At 35.3% G+C, this 17,186-nt stretch carries 19 protein-coding genes; 14 read left to right on the top strand and 5 right to left on the bottom strand.

What is annotated here, in order from left to right:
• Positions 1-87 precede the first annotated feature (87 nt).
• Both KFD70_RS00845 and KFD70_RS00840 read left to right on the top strand, forming a co-directional pair.
• Positions 88-957 (top strand): AraC family transcriptional regulator, encoded by an 870-nt coding sequence (locus tag KFD70_RS00845; protein WP_336452589.1) that lies wholly within the window; start codon positions 88-90, stop codon positions 955-957.
• A 105-nt stretch (positions 958-1,062) separates the two neighbouring features.
• Positions 1,063-1,611 carry a cysteine hydrolase family protein gene (locus tag KFD70_RS00840; RefSeq protein WP_336452588.1) on the top strand — a complete coding sequence of 183 codons (549 nt, stop codon included), beginning with the start codon at positions 1,063-1,065 and terminating at the stop codon, positions 1,609-1,611.
• A 265-nt stretch (positions 1,612-1,876) separates the two neighbouring features.
• Here the strand turns inward: KFD70_RS00840 and KFD70_RS00835 are convergent, their stop codons facing one another.
• Entirely contained in the window at positions 1,877-2,326 is a 450-nt protein-coding gene (locus tag KFD70_RS00835) for an NUDIX hydrolase (RefSeq protein WP_336452587.1), read from the bottom strand.
• Between the two features lie 264 nt (positions 2,327-2,590).
• Here KFD70_RS00835 and KFD70_RS00830 point away from each other — a divergent pair, with 264 nt between their 5' ends.
• The 5 genes from KFD70_RS00830 (at position 2,591) to KFD70_RS00810 (ending at position 6,636) form a co-directional block, all read left to right on the top strand.
• Positions 2,591-3,028 carry an Hsp20/alpha crystallin family protein gene (locus KFD70_RS00830; protein ID WP_336452586.1) on the top strand — a complete coding sequence of 146 codons (438 nt, stop codon included), beginning with the start codon at positions 2,591-2,593 and terminating at the stop codon, positions 3,026-3,028.
• Positions 3,029-3,109: 81 nt separating this feature from the next.
• Positions 3,110-4,228 carry a GAF domain-containing sensor histidine kinase gene (locus KFD70_RS00825; RefSeq protein ID WP_336452585.1) on the top strand — a complete coding sequence of 373 codons (1,119 nt, stop codon included), beginning with the start codon at positions 3,110-3,112 and terminating at the stop codon, positions 4,226-4,228.
• Between the two features lie 14 nt (positions 4,229-4,242).
• On the top strand, positions 4,243-4,878 hold the full coding sequence (locus KFD70_RS00820; protein WP_336452584.1) for a response regulator: 636 nt from the start codon (positions 4,243-4,245) through the stop codon (positions 4,876-4,878).
• Positions 4,879-4,966: 88 nt separating this feature from the next.
• Positions 4,967-5,821, top strand: coding sequence for a MurR/RpiR family transcriptional regulator (locus tag KFD70_RS00815; RefSeq protein ID WP_336452583.1), 855 nt, complete (start codon positions 4,967-4,969; stop codon positions 5,819-5,821).
• 26 nt (positions 5,822-5,847) lie between these two features.
• Positions 5,848-6,636 (top strand): metallophosphoesterase family protein, encoded by a 789-nt coding sequence (locus KFD70_RS00810; protein WP_336452650.1) that lies wholly within the window; start codon positions 5,848-5,850, stop codon positions 6,634-6,636.
• A gap of 56 nt (positions 6,637-6,692) precedes the next feature.
• On the opposite strand, the gene KFD70_RS00805 is transcribed toward KFD70_RS00810, so the two are convergent.
• From KFD70_RS00805 to KFD70_RS00795, 3 genes are read right to left on the bottom strand one after another with little or no spacing between them, the layout of a single operon-like run.
• Positions 6,693-7,334, bottom strand: a complete 642-nt coding sequence (locus KFD70_RS00805) for an ABC-2 transporter permease (RefSeq protein WP_336452582.1) — start codon at positions 7,332-7,334, stop codon at positions 6,693-6,695.
• Positions 7,328-8,191, bottom strand: a complete 864-nt coding sequence (locus tag KFD70_RS00800) for an ABC transporter ATP-binding protein (RefSeq protein WP_336452581.1) — start codon at positions 8,189-8,191, stop codon at positions 7,328-7,330. Before KFD70_RS00800 ends, KFD70_RS00805 begins: the two co-directional genes overlap by 7 nt.
• The gene (locus KFD70_RS00795) at positions 8,188-8,571 is read right to left on the bottom strand and encodes a GntR family transcriptional regulator (protein ID WP_336452580.1); all 384 of its coding nucleotides are present in this window, start codon (positions 8,569-8,571) and stop codon (positions 8,188-8,190) included. The genes KFD70_RS00800 and KFD70_RS00795 overlap by 4 nt, the downstream gene beginning before the upstream one ends.
• A gap of 353 nt (positions 8,572-8,924) precedes the next feature.
• Here KFD70_RS00795 and gntK point away from each other — a divergent pair, with 353 nt between their 5' ends.
• From gntK to KFD70_RS00770, 5 genes are all read left to right on the top strand, one after another.
• The gene (gene gntK / locus KFD70_RS00790) at positions 8,925-10,463 is read left to right on the top strand and encodes a gluconokinase (protein WP_336452579.1); all 1,539 of its coding nucleotides are present in this window, start codon (positions 8,925-8,927) and stop codon (positions 10,461-10,463) included.
• A 14-nt stretch (positions 10,464-10,477) separates the two neighbouring features.
• The gene (locus tag KFD70_RS00785) at positions 10,478-11,827 is read left to right on the top strand and encodes a GntP family permease (protein ID WP_336452578.1); all 1,350 of its coding nucleotides are present in this window, start codon (positions 10,478-10,480) and stop codon (positions 11,825-11,827) included.
• An 18-nt stretch (positions 11,828-11,845) separates the two neighbouring features.
• Positions 11,846-12,745 (top strand): phosphogluconate dehydrogenase (NAD(+)-dependent, decarboxylating), encoded by a 900-nt coding sequence (gnd, locus tag KFD70_RS00780; RefSeq protein WP_336452577.1) that lies wholly within the window; start codon positions 11,846-11,848, stop codon positions 12,743-12,745.
• Positions 12,746-12,893: 148 nt separating this feature from the next.
• Positions 12,894-13,430: an NADPH-dependent FMN reductase gene (locus KFD70_RS00775; RefSeq protein ID WP_097968959.1), complete on the top strand. Its 537-nt coding sequence runs from the start codon at positions 12,894-12,896 to the stop codon at positions 13,428-13,430.
• 179 nt (positions 13,431-13,609) lie between these two features.
• Positions 13,610-14,404 (top strand): VOC family protein, encoded by a 795-nt coding sequence (locus tag KFD70_RS00770; protein WP_336452576.1) that lies wholly within the window; start codon positions 13,610-13,612, stop codon positions 14,402-14,404.
• A 152-nt stretch (positions 14,405-14,556) separates the two neighbouring features.
• On the opposite strand, the gene KFD70_RS00765 is transcribed toward KFD70_RS00770, so the two are convergent.
• Positions 14,557-14,979: a DUF1801 domain-containing protein gene (locus tag KFD70_RS00765; protein WP_336452575.1), complete on the bottom strand. Its 423-nt coding sequence runs from the start codon at positions 14,977-14,979 to the stop codon at positions 14,557-14,559.
• Between the two features lie 593 nt (positions 14,980-15,572).
• Between KFD70_RS00765 and KFD70_RS00760 the strand changes: the two genes are divergently transcribed.
• Together KFD70_RS00760 and KFD70_RS00755 are read left to right on the top strand one after the other, a co-directional pair.
• Positions 15,573-16,130, top strand: a complete 558-nt coding sequence (locus tag KFD70_RS00760; protein WP_336452574.1) for a YdcF family protein — start codon at positions 15,573-15,575, stop codon at positions 16,128-16,130.
• Positions 16,131-16,232: 102 nt separating this feature from the next.
• Positions 16,233-17,186, top strand: a complete 954-nt coding sequence (locus KFD70_RS00755) for an ABC transporter ATP-binding protein (RefSeq protein ID WP_336452573.1) — start codon at positions 16,233-16,235, stop codon at positions 17,184-17,186.

The following is a 17,186-nucleotide window of genomic DNA, read 5'->3' as shown; positions in this document are numbered from 1 at the left end:
AATGATAATAGAAAGAAAAATTAGCACAAATCATCAAAAAAATTATTGATGAAGATATAAAATATGTTTATAAGGGAGGAAGTGGAAATGGATTACTTTGAAAGAATACAAAATTCTATTGAATTTATTGAAGAGAACTTAAAAGAAAAATTGAATATTATTAAAATTTCTTCGCAATCTTGTTTTTCTCCATTTCATTTTCAAAGACTTTTTCAAGCGATTACCGGTTTTTCTGTACAAGAATATATAAGAAACAGGAGGCTATCTGAAGCTGCTATTTTATTAAAGGGAACAAAAAAGAATATATTAGAAGTTGCAATTGATTTTCAATATAATTCCCAAGAGGCATTTACACGTGCGTTTGTAAATTATTTTGGAATGACTCCTGCTAAATATCGAAAGTCAGAAATTGTTTTGCATTTACAAGCTAAACTGAATTTTTTTGACTACAAAAAGGAGATGAAAGGAGACTTTATGATGAATAAACCTTCTATTGTACAATTAAACAAAAGGAATATTATCGGTGTTGAATATAAAACGAATCTAAATAATGAAAAGTACTTTGAGGAAATTCCTGAATTTTATTTTGATTTTGGACGTAATGAATATTATTTGCAAATTCCTAAGAAGACCGCACCTAATATGTCATATGGTATTGCATGTAATTTTCATGATGATGGTAATTTTTCGTTCATAGTTGGAGAAGAAGTGCAGGAGTTTGCTTGCAAATTAGAAAAAGGATTTGTTAATTTTGAAATTCCAGAAGGAAAATATGCTGAATTCAAAGTAAATGGCACAGCTGATTCAGTTCAAAATACGAGAAGGTATATTTATGGTACATGGCTACCAAACTCGAATTATGAAAGAAGAGAAGGGCCAGATTTTGAGATTACTGATGTATTACAATCAATATATCCAAATCAAATGAAAATGACAATATATATACCTTTAGTATAAATACTTTGTAGGAATTTTGTATGAAAATGTCGAACATAATATACTGCGTCGTAAAAACACGTTTTCTATTGTTTAACGTGAAACGAGTAGGGAGGAAAAGGTGTAATGAAACGAGTTCTTATAAATATTGATTATACATATGATTTCGTGGCCGAAGATGGTGCTTTAACATGTGGGAAGCCAGGGCAAACTATTGAAAAGCCTCTTGTAGAGATTACGAAGCAGTTTATTGAAAATGAAGATTATGTTGTATTTGCCATTGATAGGCATGAGGGAAATGATTCCTATCATCCAGAGTCACAACTATTTCCACCGCATAATATAGCGGGTACTAAAGGAAGAGATTTATACGGAGAGTTGCAAAATCTGTATGAAAAATATCAAAACAATGAGAATGTATACTATATGGACAAAACACGTTATAGTGCTTTTGCTGGAACGGACTTAGAAATGAAACTAAGAGAAAGAGGAATACAAGAAGTCCACCTTGTTGGCGTATGTACGGATATTTGTGTTCTTCATACAGCCGTGGATGCTTATAATAAAGGGTTTCACATCGTTGTACACGAAAAAACAGTAGCCTCTTTTAATGAACAAGGACATGAGTTTGCCTTAGGACACTTCAAGTCTTGTTTGAACGCGGAAATACAGTGAAGGTAGAGGAAACAATGAGAATTGCGTTTGTTATTAATTGCCTAGGGATACCTAAAAAGAGCCCATTTACTTTATAAAGTGAAACTTTAATCAGTGGGGCTTTTCTTCATCCCCCACTGATTATTAGTTGAACGAATCGAGCTCTTACGGACAGTTCATCTCTCACCTAACTTCTTTTCTTTCGCTGAATTTTGAGGTGGAAGTGTTACTGTCCGTTAATGCAGGATAAAAATGTAAGGTCTTTCCCTATGTAAATAATGGTGCTTTATATGGATACAGTTTGCTGTTGCATGAGTTTTTTTATAAACGGACTAATATTTTTTGGTAATTGATTCAAGCTGAAAAATTTCACTTCCAAAGACTCTGTGCCATCAGCTTGTAAATTTCCACCCTTTATTTCTTTACTCATATAAGCGATGGTGATGGGATAAAATTCATCACCATTCGGTAATTTCACAAAAAATTCTTTTCCAGAAAAAACACCTACTAAGTCAAGTTTCCCAATTTCAATACCTGTTTCTTCGAGAACTTCTCGTCGTCCTGCTTCTTCTGTTGATTCACCTAATTCAATAAATCCTCCGGGAACACCCCAAACACCACTTTGTCTTTTCTGGAGTAAAATTTGTCCTTGCTCATTTAAAACAGCAACAGCAACACCTGCTAGATTAAGTGGTCGTGTACCCACAATTTTGCGCAAGTCTTCAATATATCCCATAGTATTATCCTCCAATAATAGATTGTAAATTTCAAATTATGTATTCGAGATGGTGTTATTATATTCCTGTATATTTGGATTTTTAAGAATTTAAAGAGGTAATGTTTTGCTAAACTTAAAAATTTCACGTACCATATTATATTGAAAATGAAAAAACATACGATAAAAACATCAAACAAAAAGTTTGACCTTTTTTGACCATTTGGTATAATAAAGACAGAAAGAGATAATCTTTCATTCATATCTAATAAGGAGGAAGGAAACATGCGTAAGTTATTTCCAGAAATAACAAATCGTCAAAATGAGGTTGCTGGATTTGGATCTTCTTTATTCGAAGTGATGACAGATGCTTTCTTTAAACCAATGAACATGAACAGCTTTAAGGTGGATGTTCAAGAGGGTTCTGATAAATACATTGTGCAAGCAGATTTACCAGGATTTCAAAAAGAAAACATTCAAGTCGATTTTGAAAAGGATATCCTAACAATTCATGCGACTCAAAATAATGAAGTAGAAGAACAAAATGAAAATGGCACATATATCCGAAAAGAACGTTCTACAGGATCATTCATTCGCCGTTTTACATTAGATAACGTAGATCAAGAAAATGTTAAGGGAGCATTTAAAGGTGGTGTTCTTACTGTCACATTGCCTAAATTAGAAGAGGAAAAGCTAAATCGAAAAGTGATTGATATAGAGTAAAGAAGCTGATACATTCAGCTTCTTTTTTAATTTGTAGTTTTTAGAAATTTCTTAATGTTATAATGGTAATTGGTGATGAACATGGACTATGATGAAAAGCAAATGCGCCGGTTAGAGGCGTTAAAAGAAATTGCAGAGTTGTTAAATGAGGCAACCGATTTACAGGAAATGTTGGAAAAAGTATTACATACATTATTACAACTTATGAATTTACAAACAGGTTGGATTTTTTTTATTGATGACAAAGGAACGCATCGTATGCTTGCTGATACAAATTTGCCGCCAGCGCTCACATGGAAAGAAAAAAAACCGATGTGTGAAGGGGACTGCTGGTGTGTGAATCGATTTGTGAATGGGCGTTTAGAAAAGGCGACAAATATTATTGAATGTAAACGAATTGAAGATGCCATTGAATATAATTGGGGGAAGACCGAAGAGATTACACATCATGCGACAATTCCTCTTCGGGCTGGAACAGAGAAGTTCGGGTTATTAAATGTTGCTGCACCTCATAAAACACATTTTTCAGAGGAAGAACTAGCATTGTTAGAAGCGATTGCATTCCAAATTGGAACAACAATACAACGAATTAGGCTAGTTGAGAAAGAGCGCAAATATGTGGTTGTGGCGGAAAGAAACCGACTCGCCCGTGATTTACATGATTCGGTGAAACAATTGCTATTTTCCATTATGTTAACTGCTAGAGGAACTCTTGATATGACAAAGGACAAAGAATTACAAGAGATGCTAAGTTACATAGGGGAACTATCGCAAGAAGCGCTAGAAGAGATGACATTATTAATATGGCAATTACGGCCAGAAGGATTAGAAAAAGGGCTTGCAGAAGCAGTGCAAAATTATGGGAAACTATTAGGTATTCAAGTAACAATTCGAATTGATGGGGTTATTTCAATTGGTGATGAAATAGAAGAAGTACTATGGCGTGTGAGTCAGGAAGCCTTACATAATTGTAAAAAGCACGCTTCATGTGAGAGGGTATTTGTTAGCTTGAAAACAGAAAATAATAAGTTGAACTTTCAAATTGAAGATAACGGTATTGGGTTTGTTAGAGAAACAGTAAGAGATTCAGCACTGGGTTTAAAAAGTATGAAAGAGCGAATTGAACTGATGAAAGGAACATTTCGAATCAAAACGAAGCCGGGGCAGGGAACAAAGATTGAGATTCAATTACCGGTTTGAAAGGGAGAATTGCATTGAAAATTAAACTATTACTTGTAGAAGATCATCATATTGTTCGGAGGGGACTCGTATTCTTTCTAAAAACGAAAGAAGAATTTGAAATTATAGGGGAAGCGGAGAATGGGGAAGAGGCGTTAGCGTTTGTGCAAAAAGAAAGGCCAGATGTAGTATTGATGGATGTATCGATGCCGAAAATGGATGGAATTGAAGCGACAAAAAGATTGAAGCAACATGACGCTACAATTAAAATTCTCATATTAAGTAGCTTTTCAGAACAAGATTATGTTTTGCCAGCTATGGAGGCGGGGGCAGATGGCTATCAATTAAAAGAGGTACAGCCAGATCAACTTGTTGCTTCTATTATTGCGGTATACCAAGGGAATGCAAATTTTCATCCGAAAGTAACCCCTGCTTTACTAAGACGACCAGTAGCACAAGAGAAAAAACAAGATAGCTTATCTATGCTGACAAAAAGAGAAAAAGAAGTACTTGGTGAAATTGCGAAAGGGAGAAGTAATAAAGAAATAGCAGCAGAGCTCCATATTACAGAACAGACGGTTAAAACTCATGTTTCAAATGTACTTGCTAAATTAGAAGTAGATGATCGAACACAAGCGGCTTTGTATGCTGTGAAAAATGGTGTTGTATAGAAAAAGTATATAACAATACCAAATAAAGGTTTTTCTTCTTTCAATAATTAGGTACAATAAAGCTAATATGGAAGGAGAAGGATACATCATGCCTGGTACAAAAAGTGGAATAGGAAAAATTCAGGCTTCATTAAATGGATTATCACCGAAGCTTCGAAGTATTGCTGAACATATTATTAAACATCCACAAGATGTTGTACATAAATCAATTACGGAATTAGCTGAAGTTACTAGTAGTTCAGAAGCAACGATCTTTCGCTTATGTAAGCACCTCGGCTTTCAAGGTTTTCAAGATTTGAAAATTACATTAGCTCGTGAAATTGTACATACGCCAATGCAAAATATTCACGAAGAAGTATCTGCAGAAGATGATATGGTGACCGTTGCTAAAAAAGTTTTTCATGCGCATATTATTGGACTACAAGACACATTACATTTATTAAATGGCGCAGGTTTAGAAGAGGCAATAAACGTATTGAAAATGGCTGAACGCATTGAGTTTTATGGAAATGGTGGCTCGGGCATTATTGCAATGGATGCGTATCATAAATTTATGAGAACGGGCATTTCATGTATTGCTCATGTTGATTCACATTTTCAAATTATGGGAGCTGGTTTACTTACAAAAGAATCCGTTGTAATTGCGATTTCTCATTCTGGAAGTAATAAGGGATTACTGGAAGCACTGGAAGTAGCGAAATCAAGAGGAGCACGTATTATTGCAATTACAAGTTATCAAAAATCAGCATTAAGTCAGCTTGCTGACATTACATTGTACACTTCAACGCGTGAGACAGAATTTCGTACAGAAGCAAGTTCATCGAGGCTTGCGCAGCTTAGTTTATTAGATACGTTATATGTGGGTCTATCATTACAACGACAAGAAGAAACGTTGCGAAATTTACAAAGTATACGTGAAACAATTTCAATGAAGCGAATGTAAAAGCAGTGTAGCTATGCACTGTTTTTATTTTTGTCAATGCTAGTTGGAGAGATGGAAAATACGAAAGTTGCAATCATTACAGATATTCACGGCAGTGCACCGGCTTATATGCAGTTCTAGAAGAAATTGATAGAGAAAAAGAGATTGAATATATTTTTTGTTTAGGGGATATGATTGGGATTGGACCAGATACAAATGAAGTGCTGGAACTGTTATTTGCAAGGAAAGATATTTCAATGATTACTGGGAATCATGATGAGGTCGTTTTAGCTTTAATAAAAGAGGAAGAATACCCGGAAAGTCATTCGCATGTGAAAGAACATCATAGATGGATTGCAGAAAGGATGGACCAATCCTTTATACATAAGTTGGAACAATTACCTCGAATAATTGACAGAAATATAGAAGGGCATCCAGTTTTATTTACGCACTATTACATTGAAAATAGTAAAATAAAGAAGCATATCAGTAAAGATCCTTTTCATTCTATTGTCGATCCGAGTTTGAACAATTTAGAAAAATTATTTCATGATCGAAAAGAGAAGCTAATTTGCTTTGGGCATCATCACCCCATACAATATTTCGAAGGTAATCATGGAAAAAAGTATTTGAATCCTGGTTCACTAGGATGTAACGACAAACCCGCTGCGCCATATGCAATTGTAGATATTACGTATCATTCGATAGAAATTAGTTTGAAAGAGGCTACCTATGATAACTCGCAATTTTTAGCCTCTTATGAGCGATTGCAAGTTCCGGATAGAGAATTGATTTTGAAAGTCTTTCATAGAAATCAAATAAAAACAAGAATTTAAAAGGATAACGCTAGGAGGTGTTATTATGTTATGGAAATTTCCTAGCGTTCTCTTAATTATAAATCTTTTTTTGCATATATCTTTAGTGAAAAAATCATTGAAGTGAAACCAATGATAATAGAAATAACATAAGGCATCCAGTCTTGAATCATTTGTGGAAATGAAATTGTAAACTGAACTGGATTTGATTGAATACTTTTTATAATAGTTGGCGTAACAAAAGGGATTAAAAAAGTAATAAAAAACGAAATAAGTTTTGTTTTTTCATAACCAAACTTGAATTGTGCAGGAATTAGGACTCCAAATAGTATACAAATTATTAAAAAAGTTATTCCAAGTGTATGGAGGCTTAAGTTTTCTATATTTATTGGAATAATAATAGATACTAGAATACGAATAATGGTGACACAAATAAAAATAACGAAAATAAAGAGGTATTTTGCTTTTACAAATGCATTTCGTGTATAAGGAGTCGCACAAAGATAAGTGGCCCCTTTATGTGCATCTTCGTATCTAGATACTGTACCAAATAAAATGTACTCAACTAAAATTGCTGTTAAAAGAAAGCTGACAAGGCCACCATCGTTAAAATTTATTTGCGAAGAAATATAAAGCGGTGCGATTGCAGCAAAAATAAGTAAAATAAATAAGGATTTTTTGACTAATATTAAATCTTTTTTTACGAGGTTAATTAGCAATGTATGTCACCTCCGATGTAAGCGAGCATAATATCCTCTATTGTTGGTCTTTCCATTATTGCGTCAGGTATGAGTTGGCGTATATTTTCTTTTTGATGTGTAATCCCTTCAAAACCATATCTCGACTGATGCAAACTTAAAAAGAGTTTTTGTGTTTGCTTATTAATAAATTGATTGTCTCCTTTTACAAGTGCATGTGTATCCAGTAAATAATCTTTTTCTTCATTTAATAAGATTTTACCATTATCAATTAAGATGATCGTATCAGCAATTTTATCTAAATCTGAGGTGATATGGGTAGAAAAAAAGACGCTTTTTCCAGGTTCTTTCATAAAATCGAGGAGAATATTCATCAATTCATTTCGTACCAATGGATCTAGACCGCTTGTTGGCTCATCCATAATCAATAAATCTGCATGGTGGGAAAGTGCCAATGCAACTGCATATTTCATACGCATACCCTTTGATAAGGTAGCAATTTTTTGATCCAATTTTAAATTGAACTGTTCTATGTACGATAAAAAAATGGATTCATCCCATTCAGTATAGCTTGGAGCAATCACGTTCTTCATTTCTTTCAACGTTAATTCTTCATAGAAGTATCCCTCATCTAACACGATGCCAATTTTGTTTTTTGACTTTCTTTCATTTTTATCTATATCTTTTCCTAAAAAGTGAATTGTTCCAGAATCTTTCAAAGCAAGACCGAGAATAGCTTTGATAGTAGTAGTTTTCCCAGAACCATTCGTACCAACAAAACCGGTAATACAATCTTTGTTTAGTGAGAATGTCACATTTTTTAATGAAAAACTGTCGTAAGATTTACTTAAATTATTGACTTCTAACACAGCGCTCATTTCTCTGTTTCCTCCTCAAAAATTAAATCCAGCATGGAATGAAGATCATCTGTCGAAATTCCTAAACTTCGAGCCATTTGACAAACTTCAGCTAGTTTGACTTCCACCATATAGCGTTTGGATTCCAGCAGCATTTCTAAGTTTGCAGGTGCTACATAAGAGCCTTTGCCAACTCTGGTTACGATAAAACCTTCTGCTTCTAGCTCTGCATAGACTCTTTTTGTAGTTAAGACACTTACATGTAAATCATTGGCTAATGAGCGGATTGAAGGAAGTTGTTCACCTTCTTTTAACTCATTGCTGAAAATGGAAGTTTTAATTTGATCTTTTATTTGCTGGTATAAAGGCTGATCTACTGTATTGCTTAAAATAATTTTCATTCAACAACCTCATTATCATAAATTGTTATAGTAGTAAATACACACCATATACACTATGCACAGTTATATTATAATTTACTATTATTGGAATGACAAGGGTTAGTAGTAGAATGCCAAAATGATTTTCATTTAAGAAATATGTTCTAAATGAAATAATGATTCAATATGTTCACATTATTTGGCTATAAGAGGGCGGGAAGATTCTTACAAAAAAACATTGGGGGTAGGAAAAGTGAAAATGATGAAAAAAATTTTCTTTTTAAAACTTGATTTAAGAAAAAATATTTTATATACTAATTCATGTAAACGGTTTACTATATTATATTTTGCTAGAAATGAAGGGAAGATTCAGTATGGAAACAAGGGGGAGAGTAATCGGGATTGATATCGGTACCACAAGTACAAAAGCGGTTGTGTTTACTGAAAAAGGGAAAGTCGTTGCCAAGCATGCGATTAATTACCCAATTATCCAACCAAGTGTAGGGTGGGCTGAACAAGATCCTGATGTAATATGTTCTGCCGTGTATAAATCTGTAAGCGCTGCCATCGAAAAAGGTAACGTACATCCGGAAGATATTACTTCAATCGGTATTAGCACTGCGATGCATGCATTAATTGCAGTTGATGAAAAGGGTGCTCCGCTCACTCGCTCTATTATTTGGGCAGATAATAGGAGTACGGAGCAGGCTGAAAAATTATTAAAACATATGAATGGACACGAAATTTATAGACGAACAGGCACACCGATCCATCCAATGTCACCACTACCTAAATTATTGTGGATGAAAGAAGAGGAACCGGAGTTATACGCAAGTGCATATAAATTTATTTCCATTAAAGAGTATTTGATCTATCAATTATTCTCACGTTATGTTGTTGATTATTCGATTGCTTCAGCTACAGGGCTATTTAATTTAGAAACATTAGGCTGGGATTTAGATGTGTTAAAGATGTTACAACTATCACATGAACAGTTATCAGAACCTGTACCGACAACTCATATTTTATCGGGAATGAAGCCAGAGTTAGCTCAGAAAATGGGTATACATGAAAAGACTCCAATTGTTATTGGGGCAAGTGATGGTGTTCTTGCGAATGTCGGTGTTGGTGCGATATCACCTGGTGAAGCAGCGATAACGATTGGGACAAGCGGTGCGGTTCGAACGATTTCATCGAATATTAATACTGATGAAAAAGGTAGAACGTTTTGTTATGCGTTGACAGACGAGCATTGGGTAATTGGTGGTCCTACTAATAATGGCGGGATTTTACTAAGATGGTTACGTGATGAATTTGGTAGTCCCGAACAAGAGGTAGCGAAAAAACTCGGAATTGATCCGTATGATTTATTAATTCAGTATGCGGAACGGGTACCAGCTGGAGCTGCAGGCTTACTATTTTTACCATTCTTATCTGGCGAACGCGCTCCATATTGGAATGCCAATGCACGCGGCACATTCTTTGGTATTAATCTTCAGCATAAACGAGAGCATTTTATTCGCGCTGTGATGGAAGGAGTTTGCATGAGTGTATATTCAGTCGCACTTGCAATTCGAGATTTAACGGGACCTCTTTCTGAAATTCGTGTTTCAGGCGGATTTGCGAAATCAGCGTTTTGGAGACAAATGTTGTCCGATATGATGGGGAAAGAATTGCTTGTTCCAGAAAGTCATGAAGCATCTGCACTTGGGGCTGCAGCACTTGCTTTATATGCGATTGGGAAAATTGATTCACTTGAAGAAGTAAAAGAGTGGATTGAAATTGTCCATCATCATGTGCCGAATAAAGAAAATACGGCTTTATATTTAGAAATGTTTTACATGTATGAACGACTTTACGATCGTTTGAAAGAAGAATTCGATTGTATAGCTGCTTTCCAACGTAAACAATAGGGGGATTGGGAGAAATGGAAGTTGGGATCGTACTAGCGGCTGTTGTCATACTACTTTTACTTATCACAGTAGTAAAATGGCATCCATTTGTCGCTTTAATTTTAACAGCAATCGGAGTTGGGCTAGCAATGGGGATGCCCTTGATTGCTACTTCACCAAAAGATCCAGGGATTATCGATTCTATTAAACTAGGTCTTGGTAATACGTTAGGATTTTTAGCAATTGTTTTAGCGCTAGGAACAATGCTTGGGAAAATGATGGCAGAGTCTGGCGGTGCTGAAAGGATCGCGAATACATTAATAGAGCGTTTTGGGACGAAACGTGTACACTGGGCAATGATGTTTGTAGCATTTTTAGTAGGAATTCCGGTGTTTTTCCAAGTAGGATTTGTATTGTTAATTCCACTTGTGTTTACAATTGCGTTAGAAACAGGGGTTTCTCTTATCACAATTGGTATTCCACTTGTAGCAGGACTTTCTGTTGTACACGGATTAGTTCCTCCGCACCCAGCAGCAATGGCAGCGGTTGGTATTTTCAAAGCTGATGTAGGAAAAACAATTTTATATGCGTTAATTGTCGGACTTCCAACAGCAATTATTTCAGGCCCGATTTATGGAAAATGGATTGGTGCTCGTATACATAAAAAGGTACCATTAGATGTAGCTGAACAGCTTAACGAGCGAGATACGAAGAAAGAACTTCCCGGCTTTGGCAACACCTTATTTACGATTTTACTTCCTGTATTGCTTATGCTTGGAGCATCAGTAGCGGAAATTGCATTAGAAAAAACGAGTCAACTAGCACAGGTATTACATTTTATTGGAGATCCTATAGTTGCATTATTAATTGCGACGATTTATTCGTTCTTTAGTCTCGGTTATGCAAAAGGATTTTCAAAAGATAAGGTACTACAATTTACAAATGATTGTTTAGGACCGATCGCAAACATACTGTTAGTTATTGGGGCGGGCGGAGCATTCAATAAAGTGTTATTAGACTCAGGAATTGGTAACACAATTGCGGATATGGCCAAAGAATCACACATTTCTCCGATACTATTAGGCTGGGGAATTGCGGCACTTATTCGAATTGCAACTGGTTCTGCAACGGTTTCGATGATGACAGCTGCGGGTATTGTAGCACCGATTGCAGCAAGCATTCCAGGAGTAAATGTGGAATTGTTAGCACTTGCAACAGGAGCCGGATCACTCATTTTATCACATGTGAATGATTCTGGATTTTGGATGATTAAAGAATATTTTGGAATGACTGTAAAAGAAACGCTATTAACATGGACAGCAATGGAAACAATTTTATCTGTTGTTGCTCTAGGACTTATAACTTTATTAAATCTCATTGTATAGAATAGGAGTTTGATTACTATGAAACTAGGATTAATTGGATTAGGAAAGATGGGCTTTCCATTAGCAGAACATTTGCATGAAGATGGTCATGAAGTGGTTGTAAATGATGTAAATAATGAGCTTGTTGAAAAAGCAGGACAGCTTGGTATTACTGCTCGTCATACATTAAAAGAGATGGTAGCAGAACTTGAAGCTCCACGTACGATTTGGGTTATGGTACCAGCTGGGGAAATTGTTGATTCAGTATTACGTGATGTATATCCATTATTAGAAGAAGGAGATATTGTAATTGAAGGTGGAAATTCTTTCTATAAGGATACATTACGCCGAGCTGAGGAAGCAAAAAGCTTTGGACTTCATTATGTAGATATCGGTACATCAGGTGGGGTAGAAGGTGCTCGTTATGGAGCTTGTTTAATGATTGGTGGCGAAAAAGAAATTTTTGATCGATTAGAACCTTTATTTAAAGATTTAGCAGTGGAAAATGGCTATTCCTACGCTGGTCAAGTTGGAAGTGGGCATTTCCTAAAAATGGTTCATAACGGCATTGAATATGGAATGATGCAAGCAATTGCGGAAGGCTTTGAAGTACTAGAAAAGAGCGATTTCAACTTCAATTATGAAGATGTCGCAAAAGTATGGGCGAACGGATCGGTTATTCGCGGTTGGTTAATGGATTTAACTGAAAAGGCATTTGCTGATGATCCGAAATTAGCTGGAATTAAAGGAGTAATGAACTCTTCAGGTGAAGGGAAATGGACAGTAGAGACAGCATTAGAATTACAAGCATCTGCACCAGTTATTGCAATGGCATTATTTATGCGTTATCGCTCTCAAGAAGATGATACGTTCCATGGGAAAGTTGTTTCAGCACTGCGAAATCAATTTGGCGGACACGCTGTTGTAAAAAATGATTAATTGATAGAAAAGGAACTCATCCAAAAGTATGAGTTCCTTTTCTACGTTTCATACTATTTTCTCAAAGTTTTTCCCTCTTTTTACTGTGTTTTGTGTAGAATTTTCTGATAGTATAGAAGTAGAACTTAAAATAAAGGGGGAGAAAAAAATGAAATTAGTCGTAATTAACGGAACACCACGAAAATTTGGTAGAACACGTGTCATTGCAAAATATATTGCAGAGCAATTTGAAGGGGAGTTATATGATTTAGCAACAGAGCAATTGCCTTTATATAACGGTGAAGAATCACAACGTGAATTAGAAGCGGTAACGAAATTAAAAACATTAGTGAAAGAAGCTGACGGTGTTGTGCTTTGCACACCTGAGTATCATAATGCGATGAGTGGTGCGCTTAAAAACGCATTAGATTTCTTAAGCAGCAGTGAATTTGTCCATAAACCAGTTGCTCTTTTGGCAGTTGCAGGCGGCGGAAAAGGCGGTATAAACGCGCTTAATAGTATGCGTATTGTCGCACGAGGTGTATATGCGAATGCAATTCCAAAACAAGTTGTATTAGACGGTTTATATGTACAAGATGGCGAGCTTAGTGAGGATGCAAAACCATTAATTCATGATCTTTTCAAAGAATTAAAAGCATATATGGGCGTGTATAAAGAAGTGAAGAAACAATTAGGTGTTGAGTGATAAGCATCTAGTGTGCTGTGAATCCGAATAATGAACTTTTAAGGGCTAGTGGTCTATAATCCATTGGCTCTTGGATAAATATGAAAACGATTCCATTAATTTCGGTTCACACAAGCGTAATGTAAACAAATGATTGGTTAGAAATATTATATTGTTTGAAAACAAGGTGGTGAATAAGGATGATTACACATTTTTCAGAGCTGAAATTACAAACAGTATCGATCCAAGGGGTAGAACAAGTGTATGCAAAATGTCTTGGTATCCCAGTTTTATTAAAAACGGATAAACAAATAAGCTTTCAATTAACTCCACATGTTACATTATTTTTTGAAGAAGTATATGAACCGATTTCACCTGCTCATGTTGCTTTTCAAGTACCATTTTCAAAGTTTTACGAAACTGCAAAGTGGGTTCAAGAATCAGGTTTGCTTATTATAAAGTGGGAAGATGGTCATGAAATTGATGAAGAGGACGGGCGGTTAAATCTATATTTCCGTGATGGAGATGGAAATCTTCTTGAAATTATTGCACATAATTATATTATTGAGGAGGTTTTAATTCCATGCACACCGTTGAACATTTTGTATGTAAGAGAAGTAGGGTGCCCAGTCGAAAGTGTACCTATATTTAGAGAGTGGCTAAAATCTAATTTAAGCATGAAAACATTTGAAGATGGTGAAATTTTTAACTTTGTAGTTGGTGGAACAGCTCATGTTGTTGCAAGCTGGAAGGGAAGACCTTGGATTCCAATTGCAATGAAAGCTTTGCCGCCGAAAATGCATATTTCATTTGGGACGTCGAGTTTTAACTTCATTCAAATGGTTCAGAAACATCTAAGACAAAACGATGTGATATTCCATTTTCATAATAATGAAATATCGTTTGTTCAAGAAGGATATTCTTTTTCTATACAACATACTCCGCGCTTTAAAGCTGATATTCCTAAAAAGTTGAACTTACCACTTTCTATTTAAGTGGTATTTTTTGAGTTGTTATTACTGGATGTGATTTTAATAAATAGTTAGAGAATCATGACATATATTTAAAAGGGAATATTCTAAAAACAGGTATTTTGACATGTGTTCAAAACACCTGTTGCTTACTTCATTTGATTGCTATGCACATATTAGTGGTTTGGATACGTTTTTTTCAAAAAACTGATAGATTGTTTAATTAGCGCTTTTAGAACATCGATATCAATGTCTGCTACTTTATTAATGTATATACAGGCTTTTCCAGATGTGTGTTTTCCAAAGTCTTTTAATAGTTCTTCTCGCTCAGGGTCGCCAGTTGCAAAATATAAACTAATTTTAGCTTTTCGGGGTGAAAAGCCTACTAATGGTGCATCTCCTTCATGACCAGATGCATATTTATAATGGTATGTACCAAATCCAATAATGCTTGGGCCCCACATCTTTGCTGGATAGCCTGTTGTTTCAGTAAATATATCTAATAATTGGTATGCGTTTTCTCGTTTTTTTAGGCTGTCAACACTTTCAATAAACTCGATTACACTATTGTTGGTTTCAGTCGTTTTGAGTTTGTACATAATAGAATCGCCCCTTTTTAGGTATAAGTTTCATTATATACATAATTATAATACAGAGTTTGAACGAAAGTCACAAAACCTCAAGTATGTCTTAAAAATAGTATATTAGTTTGGCTTTCATTCCCGAGAACCAATTAGATTGAGGCAACTTACTAAACGGCTTTTTTCCCTTAGTTATACTTTAAGGAAAAAGATCAAAATTATACTCATATGTGCAATAGAAGGTGTAGACTCTTTATTACTTACTGTATTTATGTAACGAAGAGTTTGCGATGATACAATTATAAGTATAAGGATAACATAGTGTTTTTTATAAGATGCAAAAAAGAGGGGAAACTTCCAGTAAATCCATCGTATGGCGGGGGCAAAAATGCAAAAGTTAAAAGGGAATCATATAAAAGAGGATGTGAAACAAAATGGGAAAAACGAAAGCATTAGGATCAGCGAAACATAAAGGAAATCAAACGCAGTGCCATACATCTTCTAAAAAGGGGCGTAATGCTCAAAACGCAGGACAACGCAGTCACTAAAAAATACTTCTGTCTCCCTTTCTTTTTTTATATAATATAAAGAAAGGGAGTGTAAGCTTATATATGAACAAATGGATATTACTTGTTATCTTGTTATTTCCACCACTATGTATGATGTATATGACATATCGAATGAAAAAAGTTGCTTATGAAAAAGTAAGTGATAACGCTCCATATGTAATCATTTTAGGTGCAAAACTATTTGGGGATAAACCTTCCTTATCTCTTCAAAATCGTTTAGATGTAGCCTTAATGTATTTAAATTCTCATCCAGAAGTAAAAGTAATTGTTTCTGGAGGGCAAGGGGAAGATGAAGATATTCCTGAAGCACACAGTATGCGAAATTATTTAATACAACATGGGATTGAAGAGGAGCGTATTTTCATTGAGGATCGTTCGACAAGTACCTATGAAAATTTAAAGTTTAGCATGGATTTATACGATGTAACGCACGCGGTAATTGTAAGTAATACATATCATCTATACCGAACAAAAATTATTGCTAAGCGTTTAGGAATGAAAATGGAATCACTCGCAGCACCAACGCCAAGGCGCTCAAAGAAGAAAGCATATATACGTGAATATGCAGCAATTATTAAAACAACATTATTCGATCATTAGAGCTCAAGTAAGGGCTCTTTTTTGTGAAGAAAAAGCGTATTATTTGAAAAGAAAGCAAGATTCTATCAGAATGAAAGAAACAACAATAAGGGAGTTGTATTTGTGATTCAATTTAATCATGTGTCAAAAGCATATGAAGATGGTACGAAAGCAGTAGATTCATTACATTTAGAGATTAAAAAAGGAGAACTTTTTGTTCTTATCGGTCCGAGTGGTTGTGGAAAAACAACGACGATGAAAATGATTAATCGTTTAATTGAAACGACAGAAGGTTCAATCTCTATCGATGGCAAAGACATTCAAGGTTACAATATCCATGAACTACGTTGGGATATTGGGTACGTTCTACAACAAATCGCATTGTTTCCGCATATGACAATTGCTGAAAATATTGCGATTGTACCTGAAATGAGGAAATGGAGTAAAGAAAAAGTTCGGGAGCGTGTGGATGAGTTACTTGATATGGTTGGTTTAGACCCAGATGTATATCGAGATCGTATGCCTGATGAATTATCTGGTGGACAAAAGCAGCGTGTGGGAGTTGTACGAGCACTGGCTGCCAACCCTAAAATCGTTCTGATGGATGAACCATTTAGCGCGCTAGACCCATTAAGCAGAGAACAGTTGCAAAAGGATATTGTAAAATTACAGAAAAAAATTCAAAAAACGATTGTGTTTGTGACACATGATATGCAAGAAGCGTTAACACTTGGTGATCGTATTTGTGTGATGAGAAAAGGAAAAATCGTTCAATTAGATACACCGGAAGGAATCATACATAACCCAGTAAATGATTTTGTGGAAGAATTTATTGGAAATCGTGTTCGCCCTTGGTACGAAGGGAAGAGTATTGAAGATGTATTGCCTCTGGCGAGTGATGGACAAGTAGACAATAATATTTTACCTCTATCCCTACATGATTCACTACAAGAAGCGTTGATTCGTTTGGAAGCAGAAGAGGCTATCCCGATTGAAAGAGACGGACAATACGTGGGGACATTAACAAGCCGTCATATTGTGACGTATTTGGCTGGACAAATGAAGGAGAGGGGGTAA

Origin of the sequence: Bacillus pfraonensis (genome assembly GCF_050768835.1) — a bacterium.
GTDB lineage: Bacteria > Bacillota > Bacilli > Bacillales > Bacillaceae_G > Bacillus_A > Bacillus_A pfraonensis.
This window is presented reverse-complemented; position numbering and strand designations above follow the sequence as displayed.

Bases quoted from the DNA above. Each gene is read 5' to 3' on its own strand.
- KFD70_RS00785 (WP_336452578.1), top strand. From the start codon at position 10,478: ATGGAAGTTGGGATCGTACTAGCGGCTGTTGTCATACTACTTTTACTT.
- KFD70_RS00845 (WP_336452589.1), top strand. From the start codon at position 88: ATGGATTACTTTGAAAGAATACAAAATTCTATTGAATTTATTGAAGAG.
- KFD70_RS00770 (WP_336452576.1), top strand. From the start codon at position 13,610: ATGATTACACATTTTTCAGAGCTGAAATTACAAACAGTATCGATCCAA.
- gntK (WP_336452579.1), top strand. From the start codon at position 8,925: ATGGAAACAAGGGGGAGAGTAATCGGGATTGATATCGGTACCACAAGT.
- KFD70_RS00815 (WP_336452583.1), top strand. From the start codon at position 4,967: ATGCCTGGTACAAAAAGTGGAATAGGAAAAATTCAGGCTTCATTAAAT.
- KFD70_RS00830 (WP_336452586.1), top strand. From the start codon at position 2,591: ATGCGTAAGTTATTTCCAGAAATAACAAATCGTCAAAATGAGGTTGCT.
- gnd (WP_336452577.1), top strand. From the start codon at position 11,846: ATGAAACTAGGATTAATTGGATTAGGAAAGATGGGCTTTCCATTAGCA.
- KFD70_RS00760 (WP_336452574.1), top strand. From the start codon at position 15,573: ATGAACAAATGGATATTACTTGTTATCTTGTTATTTCCACCACTATGT.
- KFD70_RS00795 (WP_336452580.1), bottom strand. From the start codon at position 8,571: ATGAAAATTATTTTAAGCAATACAGTAGATCAGCCTTTATACCAGCAA.
- KFD70_RS00840 (WP_336452588.1), top strand. From the start codon at position 1,063: ATGAAACGAGTTCTTATAAATATTGATTATACATATGATTTCGTGGCC.
- KFD70_RS00835 (WP_336452587.1), bottom strand. From the start codon at position 2,326: ATGGGATATATTGAAGACTTGCGCAAAATTGTGGGTACACGACCACTT.
- KFD70_RS00825 (WP_336452585.1), top strand. From the start codon at position 3,110: ATGGACTATGATGAAAAGCAAATGCGCCGGTTAGAGGCGTTAAAAGAA.
- KFD70_RS00765 (WP_336452575.1), bottom strand. From the start codon at position 14,979: ATGTACAAACTCAAAACGACTGAAACCAACAATAGTGTAATCGAGTTT.
- KFD70_RS00800 (WP_336452581.1), bottom strand. From the start codon at position 8,191: ATGAGCGCTGTGTTAGAAGTCAATAATTTAAGTAAATCTTACGACAGT.
- KFD70_RS00775 (WP_097968959.1), top strand. From the start codon at position 12,894: ATGAAATTAGTCGTAATTAACGGAACACCACGAAAATTTGGTAGAACA.